The sequence below is a fragment of the Rhizobium aouanii genome (assembly GCF_037002925.1).
Lineage (GTDB): Bacteria > Pseudomonadota > Alphaproteobacteria > Rhizobiales > Rhizobiaceae > Rhizobium > Rhizobium aouanii.
Window position 1 is genome coordinate 105108 of record NZ_JBAMYD010000006.1, and the last position, 20671, is coordinate 125778.

The window sequence follows — 20671 nt, forward strand, 5'->3', positions numbered from 1 at the left end:
TTTCTAACGCTTTGGGACGATCTCCGAGTAATGGCAAGCAGTTCTACTTCACCGAGCGGTTCGTCGAATCCCTGAACTACCCGTCGAGCGCGAGGAATGGCGCCGAGCTTTGCGGAAATTTGTAACACAAAGGAATACGGAGGCCTCCATGTCCCTGAACCAGAAAACCGAATGATCTGAGCCATGTGGTCGCCGCCGACCGTGCGCATGTCTGGCACCATCTGAGCCAGCACAAGCGGTACGAGACCGTCGATCCGCGGGTCTTCGTCGAGGGCAGGGGGCTCAAGCTCTGGGATACCAACGGCCGGGAATATCTCGACGCCGTTTCCGGAGGCGTTTGGACGGTCAATGTCGGTTATGGGCGTGAGAGCATCGCCAATGCCGTGCGGGACCAACTCGTCAAGTTGAACTATTATGCCGGTGCGGCGGGCAATGTGCCGGCGGCCCTCTTCGCGCAAAAGCTGATCGAGAAGATGCCCGGCCTGAGCCGGGTCTATTATTCGAATTCCGGCTCGGAGGCCTACAAGATGGTCCGCCAGATTGCCGCGCGCCACCATGGCGGGAGGAAGTGGAAGATCCTCTATCGCGAGCGTGATTATCACGGCACGACGATCGGCACGCTCGCCACCTCCGGCCAGCCGCAGCCCGCCGCTCAATACGGCCCCTATCCCGACGGCTTCGTCATCGTCCCGCACTGCCTGGAGTATCGCAAGCAGTGGGATGTCGAAAACTATGGCGTGCGCGCCGCCGACGCGATCGAGGAGGTGATCCTGCGCGAGGGACCAGATAGCGTCGGCGCAATTGTGCTGGAGCCGGTCACCGCCGGTGGCGGGGTCATCACGCCGCCGGAAGGCTATTGGCAGCGCGTGCAGGAGATCTGCCGCAAATACGACATTCTGCTTCACATCGATGAAGTGGTGTGCGGCTTGGGTCGGACCGGCACCTGGTTCGGCTACCAGAATACGGCATTCAGCCCGATATCGTCACCATGGCGAAGGGTGGTTATGCGGCGATTTCCTGCACCGTGACGACCGAGCGTGTGTTTGCGATGTTCAAGGACGCGCCTGAAGACGGCATGAGCTACTTCCGCGACATCTCGACATTCGGTGGCTGCACGGCCGGGCCCGTGGGGGCACTGGAGAACATGCGCATCATCGAGGACGAAGGGCTGCTGGAGACGGATGGGTGAACGGATGCTCGCGAACTTGAATGCGCTGATGGAGAAACATGCGGTCATCGGCGATGTGCGCGGCAAGGGTCTGTTTTGCGGCGCCGAACTCGTGGCCGACCGCAAGACCAAGGAGCCGCTCGACGAAAAGCATGTCCAGGCGGTGGTCGCCGAATGCCTCGGCCAGGGCGTGATTATCGGCGCGACCAATCGCTCGCTGCATGACGGGCTGAACAATACGCTGTGCCTGCCGCCGGCTCTCATCGCCACGCCTGAGGACATCGACCGGATCACCGATGCGATCGGCAATTACGTCGGTGCGCCAAGCGCCGAGAAACCGAACCCGATGGAGCCGGTCGTCGCACTCGACGTCGCGGTCGTACAGACGCGTAGGCGGCGTTGAATCAGATCGTATGCGCTCTTCGGTTCTTTTACGGCGTGACGCTTGGGTCAGAACAGATCCCGGAGCGGATTCCCTACGCACGCGCCCCCAGGAAGCTGCCCGTCGTACTGTCGGCTCATGAGGTGGTGCAATTCCTCGAGCCAGTCTCCAGCCTGAAGGCCCGCGTGGCGCTGACATCCGCCTATACTGCGGGCCTCAGGGTCGGAGAATTCTGCGGGCTGAGGGTCGAGGATACCGACACTTCCCGGATGCTGATCCATGTCCGCCATGGCAAAGGCGGCAAAGCCAAGTACGTCATGCTATCCGCGGAACTGCTCGGGATCCTGCGCAGCTGTTGGCGTCTGGCGCGGCCAAGGACTTCCTCCTTCCAGGGCGTGATCCTGACAAGCCAATCGAACCGACAGTGTTGAATGCCGCCTGTCGGTCGGCGGTTGCCGCGACAGGTCTTTCAAAGCGCGTCACCGTGCATACGATGCGGCATCGCCTTGAGATGCTCCCCACCCAGACGCGGTCGAGTGTCGGCAGTTGGTTCGGCCATACCCGCCAGGCGAAGTCGATACGGGACGGCAGCCGCGACCGATGCCGGCGCTTCGTCCAGTCGATCATCTGACGAAGCTGCATCAGCACATTCGCTCGCGACCCCGTTGATCAGGGCTTGTTTGTCTGTCCCGCGATCTGTCGATCCAGACAGGCGATATAGCGCCCGACCATAGCGGTGGTCAGACCCGGGCAGAAAGAACATGTCCGTCTTCAACCGCAACACGGGCGAGGGCACGCAGTGTCCGGCCACCAATGTTGCTGCGTGTCAACGCCTAGAGCCGAGCTTTTTTGCAGGATTCCCGCGAATATCGCGATCCTTCGCAGTGATCGAACGTCACCTGTCAGATATGATGACGGAAATGCAAAAACTTCTTGAGCAGGAGCTAAAGATGAGCAAAGAAACGACCTCATCATCTTCCCCGAATTGGACGATGCTCACACTCGCGGACGAATATCCGTTTCCGACTTATGATGAGTTGAGGAAGAGCAGGGGGCAGGTAGTTTGGGATCCCGGCATGAATTGCTGGCTCGTCTTGAGCTACGACGTTTGCAAGTTGATTGAATCGGATGAGTCGTCCTATCGACTCTTCGGTGCCGACGCGCCACCGGTTGTGTTTGAGGTCAAGCCGGGTCGGCCTGCCGCTTCGGCATTGTTCGGCGAGGAGCACGCTCGGATGCGGCGGCTTTATCTAAAGCTTCTCAGCCCTGCGCTCATGCCGCAGTATCGCGTTGAGCACGTTCTACCGGTCATCAATCATGCCGTTGATCGGTTTGCCAAAAGGGGATCTGCCGAGCTGGTCGCTGAACTGGCCGATGAAGTGCCAAATCGAGTTATGTTGTCACTTTTTGGTCTTCCCTGGAAAGACGATACCCTGATGGAGAATGTTTCTCAGTGGCATAAAGATTTGGCCGCTTGGTTCGGCATGAAGTACCAGGGTGAGGAACTGAATCGCAAGGCGCGAATTGCTGGCGACGGGCTTAATAAGCTTTTCATGCCGCTTGTTCTTGAGCGGAAGGAGAAGCGCGGAAGCGATTTTATTAGCCAGATCTGGTCTCGAGCTCATGAAGACTGGGGTGAGGTTGAGGTAGATGACGTTATTGCGATTGTCAGGGATCTGGAGCTCGGTGCGGGAGAGACGACCACCAATGCCATCGCTAATGCGGTCTATATGTTCTTGACTGAACCGTCGATACGCGAGGCGGTCATGAATGATCAGCAGGGTGCTCTTAATGCATTCGTCGAGGAGTCGTTGCGACTGCTGGGCTCGGTGCAGTGGCGTTTCAGGAAGGCCAACCAAGACGTCACGCTCGCAGGTGCCGCGATCAAAAAGGATGACGCGCTTTGTCTTTTGCACGCGGCCGCAAATCGCGATCCAGAGCACTACGCCTGCCCACATATGATTGACTTGAATAGAAAGCCGCCCACAGATCACGAGGCATTCAACGTCGGTCCCCGAATTTGCCTTGGCATGCATCTTGCCAGATTGATGATACGAGAGTGCCTGAAAGCGCTTATTGCTCGTCATCCGAACCTGCGCCTGGATCCATCGAAGGAGGCGCCACGGTTCCGTGCTTTCTCCCATCGTTCCTTCGCCCCATTGCATGTGATTTTCTAAAGGCCCTGATCCATGAAACTGGTAGTTTACGACCATAACGCTCAGTTGGTCGAACTTAACAATGCGTTTGCCCCAACCCTCATGCGTGCAATCCGGGACGCGGGCTTGGATCTAACCGCGCAATGCGGAGGATGTGCATCCTGCGGTACTTGCCATGTGTATGTGCACGATGCTTGGCAGACGAAGCTCAAGCCTGCCGATGACACCGAGGATGCTATGTTGGACGTGGTTGAAGAGCGGCGCGCCAACTCTCGGCTTTCCTGCCAGATTGAGTTGTCGGAGGAGTTAGACGGCTTGACTGTAACGCTAGCCCCCGGCTCCGCTTTTGTATAGGTGCCTCGCAAGATAAAGTGCCGACTCAAGGGAGTTTTAGAAGCTTGATAGCTGTGCGTCGAAAGTTACTGGTTGTCGGTGGGTCCTATGCCGCATGTGAGCTCGCCTCTTATGCCCGGGAAAAAGGATATGGCGAAGACATAGTTATTGTGAGCGAAGAGACGGCTCTCCCCTATCATCGGCCACCGCTCTCGAAGGCCTACCTCAAAGACCCCTCGGAAGAACCGATGCGTTTGAGGGCGCCAAACTTCTATGCCACTCATAAAATCCAGGTGGAATTGGGTGTTAAGGTCATAGGTTTTGAATCCGAACGTAACGTGGCCCTACTGTCGAATAACACGCGCATCCCGTTCGACTCTCTCGCTCTCACTGTAGGGGCGAGCCCGCGGCGACTGTCGTGCCTTGGTTCCGATCTTGGAAACATATACTACCTGCGCTCCCTGGCGGATGCCCGTTTGCTTAGTGCTGCGACCGCGGATGCAGAACACATAGTCATAATAGGCGCAGGGTTTATAGGACTTGAAGTCGCCTCGGTGCTCGTACAGCAACAAAAGAAAGTCACGATAGTTGAAACGGAGAACCGCGTACTAGCCCGTGCCGTTTCACCGGAAATCTCTAGGCTATTGGCTTCACTGCACGTTGGTCACGGCGCCAAGTTATTGACCTCTTGCGCAGTGCAATCGTTGGTCGGCGAAGGCGGCGTTGTTCGTAAGGCCATGCTCGATGACGGGACCTTGATCGACGCAGACATCATTATCGCGGGTATCGGTTCGGTTCCGAATTTAGCGTTGGCTCAATTGCTAGAGCTTCGTACCGCACAAGGTATACTCGTCGATTCAAAATCGCGTACTTCTCGAACAAATGTGTTTGCGGCCGGTGACTGTGCACAATTTTGGGGGCCGTTCAATTCAACTGGAATACGACTAGAATCGGTGCAGAACGCGACTGACCAGTCGCGAGTGGCGGGAGCAGTCATTGCTGGCGTGGACAGTTCGTATGACTCTGTCCCTTGGTTTTGGTCGGACCAATATGACGTTAAACTTCAGATCGTTGGACTGCCATATGGTGGCACAGAGCGTGTTGTGCGATCGAGTGGGACATCCGGCACTTCCGTGTTTCACTTCCGAAACGACACTTGCATTTGCATCGAGAGCATTAATCGGCCGCGCGAGCACGTGTCGGCACGGCGTCTCCTGGCCCTCAAGAATATAACAAAGCGGCTTCTACAGGACGTCGATTTCGATGTGTCGGCACTCACGAAACAGGGAGCAATTCCTGCTTATGTGGAGTATTAAGTACAGGAAGCCTGCGGACCGACCTGCATAACGCACCTCTCACGGCGCGAGACGCGCCGCTTCGAGACTGTCGTTTGCCAAACTACAACGGCGACTGTGAACGCGACGAGTTCCTCGAAGGCGGCGCCGAGATCGATCTTGTTCGCTCCGGCCTCAAGAAGTCATGCGCAGCACCTAGGCCCGCATCGGCGATCTTCTCGAAGCGCACCCGGAACTCAGTGACTATCGGACCGCGGCCTATGTCGCCTCCATTCGACAGATTGCCGATGCCTATGAGGCGATCGGAATCTGACACCAATGAGGCTGGAGGACGGAGGTGAGCACGAAATTATCGGCCCGCAGTTTCCGTTTTCCAGCCTCCTGAATGACCGCCGTGTTCCATAAGCTATCTTATGCGATATGTTATAACATAACTATGCTAAGTAGTGCCTGACCCGACAAACAGAGGAATTGAGCGCCCTGCGAGCTCGACGACACCATGATGAGTGCAACGACAAAAACAAAGGCTCTGAGCGGCCCAGACATTGCCGCAAGAAAAGGCCAGACGCCGCTTGTCTGCCTGACGGCCTATACGACGCCGATGGCGCGGCTGGTCGATAAATACTGCGACGTCGTGCTGGTCGGCGACAGCGTCGGCATGGTCCTGCACGGATTGCCGTCGACGGTCGGCGTCACGCTGGACATGATGATCCTGCACGGACAGGCCGTGCGGCGCGGTGTGGAACGTGCGCTGATGGTGGTCGACATGCCATTCGGTTCATACGAGGCATCGCCGGACCAGGCGTTTCAGAACGCTGCGCGCCTGATGACGGAAACGGGCTGCGCTGCAGTCAAACTCGAGGGCGGCGTCCATATGGCCGAGACGATCGGCTTTCTGACAGCGCGCGGTATTCCGGTGATGGGGCATGTCGGCCTGACGCCGCAGGCAGTCAACACATTTGGCGGCTATTCAGTTCAGGGTCGCGGCGAGGCGGGCGACCGGGTAATGGACGAAGCCCGCGCTGTTGCGGACGCGGGGGCATTTTCCGTCGTTCTGGAAAAGATCCCGGAACCGCTCGCGCGCCAGATCACGTCCGAGTTTTCCATACCGACGATCGGGATCGGCGCATCGCCCGCCTGTGACGGCCAGATCCTTGTGGTCGACGACATGCTGGGACTGTTCTCCGGCTTCCGCCCGAAATTCGTAAAACGCTACGCCGAGTTGGCGACGTCGGCAGAGGCTGCGATCGGCGCCTATTCACAAGACGTGACGGAGCGCCGGTTTCCGGCACCTGAGCACGTCTTTGGAGACGTTTCGAACGGCGCCGATCAGGGAACCCAGTCATGACCATGCCGATCATTCGCACAGTAGAGGAAATGCGCAACACGGTGGCGCGCTGGCGCACCATTGGCGGTAACGTGGCGATCATCCCGACGATGGGCGCTCTGCATAAGGGACATCTGAGCCTGGTTCGCGCAGCCCTTGGCCAGGCCTGGTGGGTCATGGTCACAGTTTTCGTCAATCCAAAGCAATTCAACAGCGTCGAGGATCTTGCCGCCTATCCGCGCACTGAGGAAGCGGACGCCGCCAAACTGGCGCCGCTCGGTGTCGATATGCTTTATGTCCCTGGCTTCGAGGAAATGTATCCCGACGGTTTTGCCACGGCGGTGTCCGTCGGCGGGGTATCGGAGGGGCTTTGCGGCACCCACCGGCCGGGGCATTTCGACGGAGTGGCGACGGTCGCCACCAAACTCTTCCTGCAGACCGGCGCCAATATTGCCGTTTTCGGCGAAAAAGACTTCCAGCAGATGCATGTCGTACGCCAGCTTGTCCGTGATCTCGACATCCCGATCGAGATCTTCGCCTGCCCAATCATTCGCGAAGCCGATGGTCTGGCGATGTCATCGCGCAATGCGCTTCTGTCTCCAAACGAGCGCAGGATAGCTCCCTACCTTGCCGACGTTCTATCCGAGACTGCCATGCGGCTCCAGCGATGCAGTTCATCACAGGACTTGATCGAGGCCGCAAAGCACGACCTTCTCGCCGCAGGCTTTTCGAGGGTCGAGTATCTCGAACTGCGCTCGGAAGAGGATCTGGCTCCGCTCGACCGGCCTGACCGGGCGGCCCGCCTGCTTGCCGCAGCCTGGCTCGGGAAGACGCGCCTGATCGACAATGTGGCGGTCCCAGCCTCATCGGCGGAAATGAATGCCGCACCGAAATCGTCGGATGAATCGGATCATCGTCGCCATCAGTCGTTTCAGGGAACAAGGGCCCGGACCCCATGATGGCAATACTGGCAAAACCGACACGTGAGATCGAGAGCGCCTTTGTCAAGATGTGCAGACGGCCGCTCGATCCCCGGCACGCTTCAACCCCAAGGGCGTCCGTTTCCCCGACGTTTCAGGGTCACTCGGCTACCGTTGAGGCGCACTCAAGGATAGCCGCTTTTTCCCGTTTCTCCTTTGCAGCGTTTCACAACAGCGTTTCCTCCGCCCACCCTCCCAAGGCGGTCGGGCTGTCGTCGGGCATGTCCCGGCGGCAGCCATCTCTTTCCCAGCCGGGTTTGACATGCGCTACTTCGAACGACGGAGGCGTGACGTGAAGGTGGCAACGGTCTCTATAGCCTCACCGGCCAGGGCACGGCTCTGCGCCGTCTCGCTCGATGGTTCGTTGCGTGTTCAGAACGATGCCCACCTCAAGCGAGAGCAGGCGATCGCGATCTTCGATCTTTTGAACGAGAACACCTTCGCACCCGTCGGCCATGACGGTGGCCCCTATCGCCTTGAGCTTGCATTGGTCGACGGCCGCCTGGTGATGACCATTTCGCTGGACAGAGGCGAACATGTCGTCAGCCATCATCTGTCGCTGACACCGTTTCGCCGGTTGCTCAAGGACTACACAATCGTATGCGAGAGCTTCCACGACGCCGTCGGCGGCGCAGCTCCCGAGAAGATCGAGGCCATCGATATGGGGCGCCGTGGCATTCACAACGAAGCAGCCGAACTGTTGCAGGCCCGTCTCTCCTCGAAGGTCACCATCGACATCGACACCGCGCGCCGGCTGTTCACCTTGATCCATGTGCTGCTCATGCGCAGCCGGGAGCACGGCGGACTAATCCGGAGGTTAGCATGACGATTGGCAAAACCCTCCGCCCGCGGCCCTGCCCTCTGGCGGCGGTCTCATGATCTGAAGCGTACTAGATAGAGCGACTAAGGCAATGACCGCGGCGACTGAAGAAGACAAGTCAGGACTACTGGCACCCCTGAAGAACCCGACATTCCGGTCGGTCTTCCTCGCCTCGCAGCTCTCGAGCCTCGGCTGGCTGATGCAGACGGTGGCGCTCAGCTGGTTGATGGTGACGATCGCCACGTCGGACGTAATGGTGGCGCTCGTTCAGGCCGCGTCGACCCTGCCGACCTTCTTCCTGGCGATATTCGTCGGCGCGATCGCCGACAACTACAACCGCCGCATCGTCATGATCGTCGGACGAAGCCTGATGATGGCGGCGTCTGCCATGCTGGTGATCCTCATGGCGCTTGGCGTCACCAATCCGTGGATCATTCTCGCCTTCAGCTTTCTCGATGGCTGCGGTATCGCGCTGGCAGATCCCGCCTGGCGCGCCTCGCTTGGCGACATGCTGGAGCGCCGCCACATCCCGTCCGCCGTCACGCTGCTGAACGTCGGCTTCAACACCGTGCGCAGTGTCGGTCCGGCCCTTGGCGGTTTTATCGTCGCCGCCTTCGGACCGCTCGTCACGTTTGCGCTGACGACTCTCGGATTTGTCGCCCCGTTGACTGCCCTGTGGCGTAACAAGTGGAAGGTGCCATCCTCATCCCTTCCCCGCGAAGCACTGTTGACCGCGATCTACGATGGCTTGCGCTTCACCGCCATTTCCTCAGAAATCAAGACGACGATCGTTCGCGGCACCCTGTTTGGGCTTGCTGGCACGTCGATCCTGGCGTTGCTGCCGCTGGTCGCCCGGGACCAGTTGAAGGCTGGGCCTGTTTCCTACGGCGTCTTGATGGCCGGCTTCGGCGCCGGCGCGCTTCTTGCCGGGCTCGCAAATCCACGTCTCCGGCGGGCGTTCGTGCAGGAGCGCATGTTCGTCGTTGCCTGCATCGCCTGCGCGGCCTGTGCGCTGTCGCTGGCGCTTACCTCGTCCTTGGCAATCGCGACCGCCTCCCTGGCGTTTGGCGGCGCCGGCTGGGTGACCGCATGGTCGGGATTGGGTGTGAATGTGCAACTGGCAAGCCCGCGCTGGGTCGTGGGTCGCACGATCTCGATCTACAGCGCATTCACCTATGGCGGTATTGCCGGCGGCAGCTGGCTTTGGGGAACGATCGCCGAAAACCACTCGCTTTCCTTGGCGTTGGGTGCTTCTGCCGGCGCTTCATTGTTCGTGGCCGCCCTGGGGTTCAAACTGCCGATCAGCAATCGTTTCGATTCGGAACTCGAGCCGTCCGGTTCGTTCGATGCTCCGTCAATTGCCCTTGATTTGAAGCCGCGAAGCGGCCCGATCCTGATCACCACCGAATATTCCATATCGGACGACAACGCCGATCTGTTTCTCGATGTCATGCGCCGACGCCGGCATGTGCAAAGCCGGGTCGGTGCGCGGCAATGGACGCTGACGCGCGACGTGCGCGAGCCCTCGCGCTGGCTAGAGACCTACCGGACTCCGACCTGGATGGATTATCACCGGCTTCATCACCGGCTAACGGCGGCCGACAAGCAGTTGGATCAGGAGCTCCTCGAGCTCACCCCGGAGGCCCACCCTCCGAAAACGACCATTCTGGTCGAGCGCCCCACAGGCGCGGCCCGCAAGCCGTCTCCCGTGCCATACGTTTCGCAGAAGTGAGCCAAGCCAGTTGAGCCTCCTCGAACGAGCACCCTGTCGAAATGACGACGAGCGAGCGCGCAAGTCCTATCTGCGGATGCTGCGCCTCTCAGAAATACCCGCATGACATCCTGTCAATCCACATGCTTCTCGCGCCGAGACTAAAGGGCTTGGACATGCTCTCACCGCTTCAAAAATCATGCCTGCGCTGGCTGTCCAAAGGTCGGAGCATCGAGGACATCGCTCGACTTGAAGCGAGGAGCGTGAACGAAATCGAAGATTACCTCGCCAGTGCGATGGCCTCACTGGAGGCTGCGACGATCGAGGAGGCGCTGCGCAAGGCGGGCATTTCGGCCTCTGACCCCTAGCCGTGATTTGCGACTGAGACGCGGTTATGACGGGCTTTTGAATGTCGCACGGTTCGAGTGAACGGCGTACGCTGATAGGACCCTAGACAACCGTCGTTATGTCAACGACACCGGCGCCTGTCGGCATGCTGCCAGGTCTGTCGTGAAGCCCTTGCCGTCAAAGGTTGGGGGCTGGTTGCCGCATGATCAGCTCTCCGTGCGGGTCTTTCTCGACGGGGTCCCTCGAGGCAACCCAATCCCGCTCTCGTTTGATGGCGTCCTGGCCCGGCTGCGGATCTTCCACGATCAACCCGTAAAGGGTCCGCTAGCGAAGCTGCGGCCGCTTCGTCTTCGCCTTCGCGGTGATCGCGCCCGCCTCCGGGCCTTTTGAGGAGCCATCGAGCGGGAATTGGCCCGCTCCGAAGGAGCCTCTCAGATGTCCCACGACCTTTCCCTTGCACAGTCACACGCCTTCCAGCTTTCCCGCGACCTCATGGTCCCGGTTACCGTCTTTGAAGTCGACGGGGAATACGGCGTGCTTCCTTCGGACGAGATCGACGCCAGCGACGATCTCGATGTGGTGCATGAGTTCTTTCCCTGGGCGGCCCATTGAGCCGCCCTTTTAGCCTTGCGGCTGCCGCTTGCGAGCCGGCGGCCGCAAGGGAGGCTTCGCCGTGGGCGGAATGCCGGCTTGTTCAATCCGACAATTGCCCGCCCACGCCCTTGCAGCCTTTGCTCTTCGCTGGCGGGCCGGACAGTGGTGCCGCAAATGCGGAAAACAAAGAGCAGGAGGGCGGCCGCGGGAGCGGCCGGATTAAGATGAACAGAGAAGAGATAGAAGACATGCGGCAGCGGGTTGGTTGCCACGCGGTACTGGAGACCGCTGGCTTCGCGCTCGATCGAAAGAAGAGCACGCGCCGCGCGATGAAGTTTCGCCGCGGTGCAGAGATCATCATCGTGACGCATGAGGGCCGCGGCTGGTTCGATCCGCTCGGTGATGGCAAGGGTGATATATTTTCACTCGTTTCACATCTCGATGGAGTCGGCTTCAGCGAGGCGCTCGAACGGGTCACAGCACTTGTCGGCTTTCAACCGTCCCAACCCACCTGGCGAAAATCCGCCAAAGCCGATGCGACGAGCGGCACGGTAGCCGAACGCTGGCGATCGCGCAGAATGGTCGCGCCTGGCTCGGGCGCATGGCGCTACCTGCGCAAAGAACGCCTTTTACCGGCCGCGATCGTCAGGAAGGCGATCGGGTATGGCGTGCTGCGCGAGGGCCCCTACGGCAGCATGTGGGCCGCGCATAGTGATAGCGCCGGCGCGGTGAGCGGATGGGAAGAACGTGGCTCCGGTTGGCGCGGCTTTGCAACCGGCGGCGCCAAGGTTCTGTTCCGCCTCGGTTCCGCCCCTGCCCCACGGCTCTGCGTGACCGAGGCGGCAATCGACGCAATGAGCCTTGCTGCGGTCGAAGGCATGCGGGAGCGCACGCTCTACCTCAGTACCGGCGGCGGCTGGTCGCCGGCTACAGAAGCTGCCCTGCGGGCCCTCGCTATCCAGCCGGAGGTCCAGCTTGTCGCAGCGACGGACGCCAATCCGCAGGGCGAGGCCTATGCTCAACGCCTTCGAAGCCTCGCGGAAGAGCTTGGCTGCACATGGCTGCGATTGCGGCCGCCGGCAGACGACTGGAACTACGTCCTCAAACTTCGACAAAGCGGGAAAGCAGGATGAAGAAAAAAGAAGGAGACGTGCCGCATGCCCGATCGGCGCGTCAAGGGTGAAGCTTCGCCCGGCAAGCCGGCCCTTGACCCTCCGATGCGCGATCGCGGCGGCCGGGGAGCTGTCATGAAGGCCTGAAGACGATGGCGAGATCGTGAGGATCCCGCGGCACTTCGGTCGGACGACAGCACCGAAGGAGTTCAAGAATGCCCGGTTCCGCAAAAATCCGCAAAGTCTTTGAGGGTGTGGCGACGCGCCAGCAGATGTTCCGCATGTTTGATCGCCACGCGCAGCGCCCGAGCCGATGGGACGACGACGCCGCAGCTCTCTACGCCGGCGAATGGTTTCAGATCAGCGAGACAGATCACGACTACATGTTCGAGATCCTTCCGCCGCTCTGGATCCGTGGCGCGATGTTTGCCATGCGCGAATACCTGACCGGCTCCGTGACCTCAGTCTTCTTCGCGCTGAGGATCGACGGCCGAATTCGCTATTTCCACGGCTACTGCGATCTGTCGGACCGTGCGTCGACCGAGAAATGCGCCACGCCATCATGGAGCGCGAGACGGGACCCGCGCGGGCGATGACGCGTGAGGAACGTCTGGATCATATCTGGAGCAGCACGGCAGACGCCTATCGCGGGTACGCCGGCAAGGACTTGCCGGACTCCTGCTGCGGCCGTCGCGTCGTTGTCCTCTATAGCGGCGGCGGCGAGGCTTTCTGGAAGCGCCTGGACAAGCTCTCCGACCACGAGATCGCCGCCGAGCCGCCCGTGCATCTGCGCCACCTGCCCTCGACCATCGCCGCCTGAGCCGGCTTCCGGCTTCGCGGCAATTCCAACACTTCCCCTTTTTCCCGCGGGGTCGATCGTCCGCAACCGGACTGCGATCTACAGCAAAGGAATCTCTCCATGAGCAACGATGCTTTCACCCTCGACATGTTTGGCGGCACCACCTTGGCCGCAGGCTTCGGAATCGGCTTTACCGCTTCCGACAGCATGAAACCGGTCGCCAATGACGACGATCCGGAGCCGACCCCGCCGGCACCGTCCCCTGCCCTTCCCGCACCGTCAAAACGGCCATGCGTTCGAGATCAGCAAAAGCCCTCCAACTTCTATCTCGAAGGCGACCGTGGTCTCGCACATGGCTGGAAGGGTCGCGCCCGGGACAATATCGCCGCGATCCGACTCGCCGGCGAAATCGAGGCGGACAACCGCCCGGCCACGCGCGACGAGCAGGAGCGATTGATCCGGTTCACAGGGTTCGGCGCCTCCGATCTCGCCAATGGCCTCTTCCGCCACCCCGGCGAAACCGCGTTCCGCGAGGGCTGGAGCGACATTGCTGTGGATCTGGAAGACGCGGTCGGCGAGGCCGACTATGCCTTTCTTGCGCGCTGCACGCAGTATGCGCATTTCACGCCGGAATTCATCGTCCGGTCGATCTGGAGCGGCCTGCAACGCATGGGCTGGCGCGGTGGCCGCATTCTGGAATCCGGCGTCGGCACGGGCCTGTTTCCGGCGTTGATGCCGGAGAGCTTGCGTGGCGCGTCGCATGTCACCGGCATCGAGCTCGATCCGGTGACCGCACGAATCGCCCGGCTGTTGCAGCCGTACGCGCGGATCGTCACCGGCGATTTCGCCCGCACCGACTTGCCCGCAAGCTTCGACTTGGCCATCGGCAATCCGCCGTTTTCTGATCGTACCGTGCGTTCGGACCGCGCCTATCGCGCGCTCGGTCTTCGTCTGCACGACTATTTCATCGCCCGGTCGATCGACCTGCTGAAACCCGGCGCCTTTGCGGCTTTCGTCACCAGTTCCGGCACGATGGACAAGGCGGACCCGACCGCCCGCGCGCATATCGCCGGATCCGCCGACCTGATCGCGGCGATACGCCTGCCCGAAGGCAGCTTCCGCCGCGACGCCGGCACGGACGTCGTGGTCGACATCCTGTTCTTCCGCAAGCGCAAGGTTGGAGACGCCGAGGGTGACTTGTCATGGCTCGACCTTGAGGAAGTGCGGGGGGTAACCGAGGACGAGGGCGCGATCTGCGTGAACCGCTGGTTCGCGAGCCATCCCGACTTCGTGCTCGGCGACCACGCCCTGACTGCGGGGCCGTTCGGCGAGACCTATACCTGCCATCCCCGTGACGGTGTCGATCTCGAAACGGCCCTGAACGCGGCCATCTCCCGTCTTCCGGAAGACCGCTACGACGGCGAGCCGGCCGAAATCGACATCGACCTTGAGCATGAACTCAGCGAGACCGTCGATCTCCGCCCCCGATCCGAACAGGTCCGCGAAGGCAGCTTCTTCATCGATGTCAGGCATGGTTTGATGCAAATGGTCGACGGCGAAGCCGCTGAGGTCAAGCTGCGCAAGGGACGCAGCGCCGATGGATTTCCGGAAAAGCATGTCCGCATCATCCGCAAGCTGATCCCGATCCGCGATGCGATGCGCGACGTGCTGAAGGCCCAGGAACTCGATCGGCCGTGGAAGGAGGCGCAGGTGCGCCTGCGGATCGCCTGGTCGAGCTTCGTGCGCGATTTCGGGCCGATCAACCACACCAGGGTCTCGATCGCGGAAGACCCGGAAACCGGAGAGGTGCGCGAAGCCCATCGCCGCCCCAATCTCCAGCCGTTCCTTGATGACCCCGATGGCTGGCTCGTCGCCTCGATCGAGGACTACGATCTGGAAACCGACACCGCAAGGCCCGGCTCGATCTTTTCCGAGCGCGTCATCGCGCCGCCAGCGGCGCCGGTCATCACCTCCGCTGCCGATGCGCTCGCCGTCGTGCTCAACGAGCGTGGGTATGTCGATCTCGATCACATCGCCGAGCTCGTCCATCGCGACGTCGCTGCCATCATCGACGAACTAGGCCAGGCGATTTTCCAGAACCCGGCCGATGGCGCCTGGCAGACAGCGGACGCCTATCTCTCCGGTCATGTCCGCGACAAGCTGAAGGTGGCCGAGGCAGCGGCCGCGCTCGACCCCGCCTATGCGCGCAATGTCGGGGCGCTGACCGAAGTGCAGCCCACTGATCTCCGTCCCTCGGAAATCACCGCGCGTCTCGGCAGCCCGTGGATCCCCGCGTCCGACGTGGCAGCCTTCGTGCACGAGACGATGGGGGCCGAAATCCGCATCCATCACATGCCGGAGCTTGCATCATGGACGGTGGAAGCACGGCAGCTCGGCTTTATGGCGGCCGGCACGTCGGAATGGGGCACCGATCGCCGCCACGCAGGCGAACTCATCGCCGACGCGCTGAACAGCCGTGTGCCGCAGATCTTCGACACGGTGAGGGACGGCGATAGTGAACGCCGGGTGCTCAATGTCATCGATACGGAAGCAGCGAAGGAGAAGCTCACGAAGATCAAGACCGCCTTCCAGAGCTGGGTCTGGTCCGATCCCGACCGCACCGACCGGTTGGCAAGGCTCTATAACGAACGCTTCAACAATATCGCCCCGCGCAAATTCGACGGCGGGCATCTGAAACTGCCGGGCGCATCCGGAGCCTTCACCCTCTTCCCGCACCAGAAGCGCGGCATCTGGCGGATCATCGCCGCCGGTTCGACCTATCTCGCCCATGCCGTCGGCGCCGGCAAGACGATGAGTATAGCGGCCAGCGTCATGGAACAGCGCCGTCTCGGGCTGGTTGCCAAGGCGATGCTGGTCGTGCCCGGCCATTGCCTGGCGCAGGCCGCCCGCGAATTCCTGGCGCTTTATCCGAACGCTCGTATCCTGGTTGCCGACGATACCAATTTTTCGAAGGACAAGCGCCGGCGGTTGCTGTCGCGGGCGGCGACCGCGACCTGGGATGCGATCATCATCACGCACTCGGCCTTCGGCTTCATAGGCATTCCCTCCGCCTTCGAGCAGCAGATGATCCATGACGAGCTCGAGCTTTACGAAACCTTGCTCACGAAGGTGGAGAGCGACGATCGGGTCTCGCGCAAGCGTCTCGAACGGCTGAAGGAGGGCCTGCAGGAGCGGCTCGAGGCACTCTCGACCCGCAAGGACGATCTGTTGACGATTGCCGAAATCGGCGTCGACCAGATCATCGTCGACGAGGCGCAGGAGTTCAGAAAACTCTCATTTGCCACCAACATGTCGACGCTGAAGGGCGTTGATCCGAACGGCTCGCAGCGCGCCTGGGATCTCTATGTGAAGTCGCGCTTCATCGAGACGAAGAACCCCGGCCGCGCACTGGTGCTGGCCTCCGGCACGCCGATCACCAATACGCTCGGCGAGATGTTCACCGTGCAGCGGCTGATGGACCAGTGCGCGTTGATGGAACGGGGCCTGCACAAATTCGATGCCTGGGCCTCGACCTTCGGCGACACCACGACGGAGCTCGAACTGCAACCGTCGGGCAAATACAAGCCGGTCTCGCGCTTCGCAAGCTTCGTCAATGTGCCGGAACTGATTGCGATGTTCCGCTCATTCGCGGACGTGGTGATGCCGGAGGACCTGCGCCGCTACGTGAAGGTGCCCGACATCTCGACCGGCAAGCGCCAGATCGTCACTTCCAAGCCGACCGTGGCCTTCAAGTGCTTTCAGACGGTGCTAGACGCCCGCATCAAGGCGATTGAGGAACGCGACCGGCCGCCGAAGCCGGGCGACGACATCCTGCTCTCGGTGATCACCGATGGACGGCACGCGGCTATCGACCTGCGGCTGGTCGACGCCGACAATGACAATGAGCCTCAAAACAAGCTCAACAGCCTGATCGCCAATGCCTTGCGCATCTGGAAAGAGACGGCCGGGCGAACTTACGTCCGCGCGGACGGCATGTTGTTCGAGCTTCCTGGAGCGGCGCAGATGATCTTTTCCGATCTCGGCACGATCAGCGTGGAGAAGACCAGGGGTTTCTCCGCCTATCGCTGGATCAGGAGCGAGCTTGTCCGCCTAGGCGTGCCGGCTTCTGAAATCGCCTTCATGCAGGATTACAGGAAGGCGGAGGCCAAGCAGCGGCTGTTCGGCGACGTGCGCGCCGGCAAGGTGCGTTTCCTGATCGGCTCTTCCGATACGATGGGCACCGGGGTCAACGCGCAACTCAGGCTGAAGGCGCTGCATCACCTCGACGTGCCGTGGTTGCCGTCGCAGATTGAGCAGCGCGAGGGCCGGATCGTGCGCCAGGGCAACCAGCATGACGAGGTCGATATCTTCGCCTACGCCACCGAAGGCTCGCTCGACGCGACGATGTGGCAGAACAACGAGCGCAAGGCCCGCTTCATTGCCGCAGCGCTTTCCGGCGACACCTCGATCCGCCGGCTGGACGATTTGGGCGAGGGACAGGCCAACCAGTTCGCCATGGCCAAGGCGATTGCATCGGGCGATCAGCGGCTGATGCAGAAGGCAGGTCTGGAGGCCGATATCGCCCGCCTGGAACGTCTGCGCGCCGCTCATGCGGACGATCTCCACGCCGTGCGGCGGCAGATCCGCGACGCCGAGCGCGAGATCGAGACAGCGACGCGGCGGATCGGTGAGATCGGCAAGGACCTCGAGCGGCTGGTTCCGACCAGTGGAGATGTCTTCACCATGACCGTGACGGGCAAGCCGTATTCGGAGCGCAAGGATGCCGGCCGGGAGCTGATGAAGGAGATCCTCACCCTCGTGCAACTGCAGCAAGAAGGCGAGGTTCCTATCGCCGCCATCGGCGGCTTCGATCTCGTCTATCGTGGCGAAAGCTTCGGTCGGGGCGAGCACTACCACTATCAGACCCTGCTCCAGCGCACCGGCGCCGGCCACGAGATCGATCTGGCGGTAACCGTCACCCCCCTTGGCGCGGTTTCACGGCTCGAGCGCGTGCTCGACGCGTTCCGGCAAGAGCGGGAGCGCTATCGCCAACGCCTGAAAGAATTCGAGCGCCGATTGGCATCCTACCGATCGCGTCAGGATGGGGCGTTTGGTTTTGCGGAGGAACTGGCGGACAAGCACCGACAGCTGCGGGAAATCGAAGACGCGCTCGCCTCTGATGCGCGCGGCGATACCGCCCCGGTGGTGAAGGCCGCTTGAGAGAAAACCACGGCTCGCCATTCTTGAATGCGGTGCAGCATGTGCATAGCTGCATTGCACAATAACTGGTTTGCCTTTGATCAAAAAACGGGCAATGTGCCTGCAGCTGATGCACATGGCGGTTTTCCTCCCAGTGCCGCCGCGCCAGCTGTTCCCCTCTGGAGGTTTTAATTACCTTCACACTTCAAGGGCCGCGGTCTCCGCTGGCCCTCTTTTTTTGTCCTCTGCGTCACAGCGCATGCCCGGTCAGCTCAGCTGGCGGTGCGACATGCTCCGGCCGCTTGAGTCCGATAGCGCTTCCGGTTTGGCTATAATCCTCAAGAGCCGAGCAGCCAACCGCCACCGCGCTCGATATAGTCGTCTCGCGTCTTGATCCCGTCGGGAGGCGGGATTTCGAAAGCAGACAGCAGCTCATCGATATTGTGCGCGATCAGGTCGGCAAAGCGCTTCATGCCAAGGCGATCGAGCCGGGGCAGCTCTGCCGCGAGCCCTTTTGATAGTCTTCCCGTCAAGCTTTTTGTGAGGCGGGTTTGCGCGCCAGGTGATGTTATTCCCAGTGCATTCAAGAATGCCGCAAAATCGCCGAAGCCGAGATCATCCAGTTTTGTGGCATCGCCGATTGTGAAGGCAAAGAGATCGGTGAGATTGGGATCGAGCCTCGTCGGCAGCAGATCATAGCGCGGAGAAACGCGGATCCGGCCCCCCCTATCGTAGAGGAGCGCAAAGTTCTTGGCGTGACCATCGACATTGCCGGTCATGAGGTCGAACAGGACCGCTCCGATGAAGCGCTGTTTTTCGCTAGCGGGATCGACCGTCGCATCGAGGATCCTGTTTATGGCGTGGGCGTCAAAACGCCGGCCTTCCCGCCCATGACGCTCGTATTTCAGAGACGGCGGAAGGCCAAGCGCCTGGGCGAAATCTTCCTGATGGATCCTGACGATCTTGTTCTCGGCGTTCAGCCGCCTGTCGAAGCGCTCGATCACCAGGGCGTCTACCCCGTTGAAGTTGACGACATTTGCCTGCGCGGTCTCGAAGCCGAGCTCTCTCGAAAGCAGAAGCGTTTCGAATTCCAGCCTCGGGTCCTGCAGATGCTCCTGGTCCGGGACCTTGATGATGTGGGTAGTGGGAGCGCCCGAGCCAGGTAAGGGTTCGGCATAGCTTCCGTTGGGAAGGATCGTGACCGCGATCTTGCTTTGAACGCCGGCGAGCGGTGACGGATCTTCGGTGCCTTCCGGAAGGCGCTGACGCCTGTGCAGCGAGCCAATGATGGCGTTCAGCCGATCCCCATCGATTCTCCTGTAGTCGACGTCGTAGTTGCCAGGCACCTTGACGGGCGGGGCTCCGAGAGGCAGCACCGAGATCGCGCCTGCGCAATCCTTACCGAGATAGAAGAGAAGGCCTGCGACATCGCTGCGGGCCAGCCCCTCGCGATCCATGACGCGCTGCAGGACGCCGTCCCGCTCCTGAAGAAGGTTGTCGAAAAAGGGCCGGGCCCTGTTGTCGTCGAAAGCGTCGTCTCCGAGGGGAAAGGAGAGCGAAAGCGGGAAGGCATTGGGATCGTCGAGATAACTGGCCGCGTAGGCGAACGCCAATCCACCGTCTTCATCCCTCACGAGGTTGCCGATGGGATTGGCAAACCCGTCCAGCCTGACGTCGAGCGCGATCATATTCATGCGGCTATCGCGGCTCAGCGAATATCGAGATGCCGGCGGCTTGCGCGACTTTGAGAACCTTCTGAAACTCAAGCGTCGCCTTGCCGTTCTCAAGCTCGGATATGAAACGCCGGCCCACGCCCGCTAGATCGGCAAACTCCTGTTGCGAAAGCTTTTGCGCTTCCCGCGCTTTTTTGACGATATGGCCCAAGTCGGCGGACGAGACGATTTCCGTTGCATGATGCCGTCTGTCGTCGGCCTTCGCCTTCGTTCTTTCAGTCTCTTGTTCACCAGGCAAGGGAGCGAGAGGTTTGGGAAGCCCGAAATGCCGGGTGTCCACACCGAGGTCTGGGATCTCGACTGCTGGAAGCTTGAAGGCGGTCGCGGCCTTCAAAGCCTCCGTTGCCAGTTTGACCGATGGAATATCGACGCTTTTCAGCGTGTCCGTCAGAGTTTTGGACATGGCCGAGATGTCGCGAAGAGCTTTCGTTCCCGCATGAAGATCCGCCAGCTTCATCTGGTCGCGCAAAGCCTCGGACAGAGGCGATTGCGCCAGCAGCCTGGCAACGTCAGTCGCCTTCGTCACAGATGGAATTTTATCGCCTGGATCGCTCATGTCTGCTTCTGTACGGGAACATAGCTGAGCCGAAGCGTGATTGCAATAGGCGTTGCTCCCGAACGGGGGCGAAGCCAAAATGTCGTTACCGTACGGGAGCGCGTCGCGTTCAGTTGCTTACTAGTGGGGCCGTTGATCCCGAACGGGAACGAAGTAGG

At 60.9% G+C, this 20671-nt stretch carries 15 protein-coding genes and 3 pseudogenes; 16 read left to right on the top strand and 2 right to left on the bottom strand.

The genetic code is table 11. The features are described 5' to 3' along the window. Window positions 1-185 precede the first annotated feature (185 nt). The 16 genes and pseudogenes from V8P77_RS12470 (at window position 186) to V8P77_RS12545 (ending at window position 18245) form a co-directional block, all read left to right on the top strand. Window positions 186-1028, top strand: a complete 843-nt coding sequence (locus V8P77_RS12470; protein WP_335912940.1) for an aminotransferase family protein — start codon at window positions 186-188, stop codon at window positions 1026-1028. Continuing rightward, window positions 989-1189, top strand: a complete 201-nt coding sequence (locus V8P77_RS12475; protein WP_335912941.1) for a hypothetical protein — start codon at window positions 989-991, stop codon at window positions 1187-1189. Before V8P77_RS12470 ends, V8P77_RS12475 begins: the two co-directional genes overlap by 40 nt. Before the next feature lie 28 nt (window positions 1190-1217). Further along, window positions 1218-1571, top strand: a complete 354-nt coding sequence (locus V8P77_RS12480; RefSeq protein WP_335912955.1) for an aminotransferase class III-fold pyridoxal phosphate-dependent enzyme — start codon at window positions 1218-1220, stop codon at window positions 1569-1571. After that, window positions 1565-2052 (top strand): annotated as a pseudogene (locus V8P77_RS12485) (tyrosine-type recombinase/integrase); the annotation flags it as partial. The gene V8P77_RS12480 and the pseudogene V8P77_RS12485, both read left to right, overlap by 7 nt. Before the next feature lie 259 nt (window positions 2053-2311). Continuing rightward, entirely contained in the window at window positions 2312-3727 is a 1416-nt protein-coding gene (locus V8P77_RS12490; RefSeq protein ID WP_264396672.1) for a cytochrome P450, read from the top strand. A gap of 81 nt (window positions 3728-3808) precedes the next feature. Then, complete coding sequence (locus V8P77_RS12495; RefSeq protein WP_264396763.1) at window positions 3809-4060, top strand: 2Fe-2S iron-sulfur cluster-binding protein; 252 nt, start codon at window positions 3809-3811, stop codon at window positions 4058-4060. 53 nt (window positions 4061-4113) lie between these two features. After that, a complete protein-coding gene (locus V8P77_RS12500) occupies window positions 4114-5355 on the top strand; it encodes an NAD(P)/FAD-dependent oxidoreductase (RefSeq protein ID WP_264396762.1) in 1242 nt (413 codons plus the stop codon). 101 nt (window positions 5356-5456) lie between these two features. Further along, window positions 5457-5647: pseudogene (locus V8P77_RS12505) on the top strand (glutamate dehydrogenase); the annotation flags it as partial. Window positions 5648-5836: 189 nt separating this feature from the next. Next, window positions 5837-6682: a 3-methyl-2-oxobutanoate hydroxymethyltransferase gene (gene panB / locus V8P77_RS12510; protein ID WP_264396671.1), complete on the top strand. Its 846-nt coding sequence runs from the start codon at window positions 5837-5839 to the stop codon at window positions 6680-6682. After that, window positions 6679-7620, top strand: a complete 942-nt coding sequence (gene panC, locus V8P77_RS12515) for a pantoate--beta-alanine ligase (RefSeq protein WP_264396670.1) — start codon at window positions 6679-6681, stop codon at window positions 7618-7620. The genes panB and panC overlap by 4 nt, the downstream gene beginning before the upstream one ends. A gap of 313 nt (window positions 7621-7933) precedes the next feature. Beyond that, window positions 7934-8467 carry a UPF0262 family protein gene (locus V8P77_RS12520; protein ID WP_264396668.1) on the top strand — a complete coding sequence of 178 codons (534 nt, stop codon included), beginning with the start codon at window positions 7934-7936 and terminating at the stop codon, window positions 8465-8467. 85 nt (window positions 8468-8552) lie between these two features. Next, window positions 8553-10193 (top strand): MFS transporter, encoded by a 1641-nt coding sequence (locus tag V8P77_RS12525; protein ID WP_264396667.1) that lies wholly within the window; start codon window positions 8553-8555, stop codon window positions 10191-10193. 762 nt (window positions 10194-10955) lie between these two features. Continuing rightward, entirely contained in the window at window positions 10956-11132 is a 177-nt protein-coding gene (locus V8P77_RS12530) for a hypothetical protein (RefSeq protein WP_264396666.1), read from the top strand. A gap of 230 nt (window positions 11133-11362) precedes the next feature. After that, window positions 11363-12247, top strand: a complete 885-nt coding sequence (locus tag V8P77_RS12535; protein WP_264396665.1) for a DUF3991 and toprim domain-containing protein — start codon at window positions 11363-11365, stop codon at window positions 12245-12247. A 194-nt stretch (window positions 12248-12441) separates the two neighbouring features. Beyond that, window positions 12442-13046 (top strand): annotated as a pseudogene (locus V8P77_RS12540) (DUF1419 domain-containing protein). A gap of 99 nt (window positions 13047-13145) precedes the next feature. Further along, on the top strand, window positions 13146-18245 hold the full coding sequence (locus tag V8P77_RS12545) for a helicase-like domain-containing protein (RefSeq protein WP_264396664.1): 5100 nt from the start codon (window positions 13146-13148) through the stop codon (window positions 18243-18245). A 317-nt stretch (window positions 18246-18562) separates the two neighbouring features. Here V8P77_RS12545 and V8P77_RS12550 read toward each other — a convergent pair whose 3' ends face one another. Then, window positions 18563-19918, bottom strand: a complete 1356-nt coding sequence (locus V8P77_RS12550; RefSeq protein WP_264396663.1) for a HipA domain-containing protein — start codon at window positions 19916-19918, stop codon at window positions 18563-18565. A gap of 4 nt (window positions 19919-19922) precedes the next feature. Beyond that, on the bottom strand, window positions 19923-20591 hold the full coding sequence (locus V8P77_RS12555; protein WP_264396662.1) for a helix-turn-helix transcriptional regulator: 669 nt from the start codon (window positions 20589-20591) through the stop codon (window positions 19923-19925). Window positions 20592-20671 lie beyond the last annotated feature (80 nt).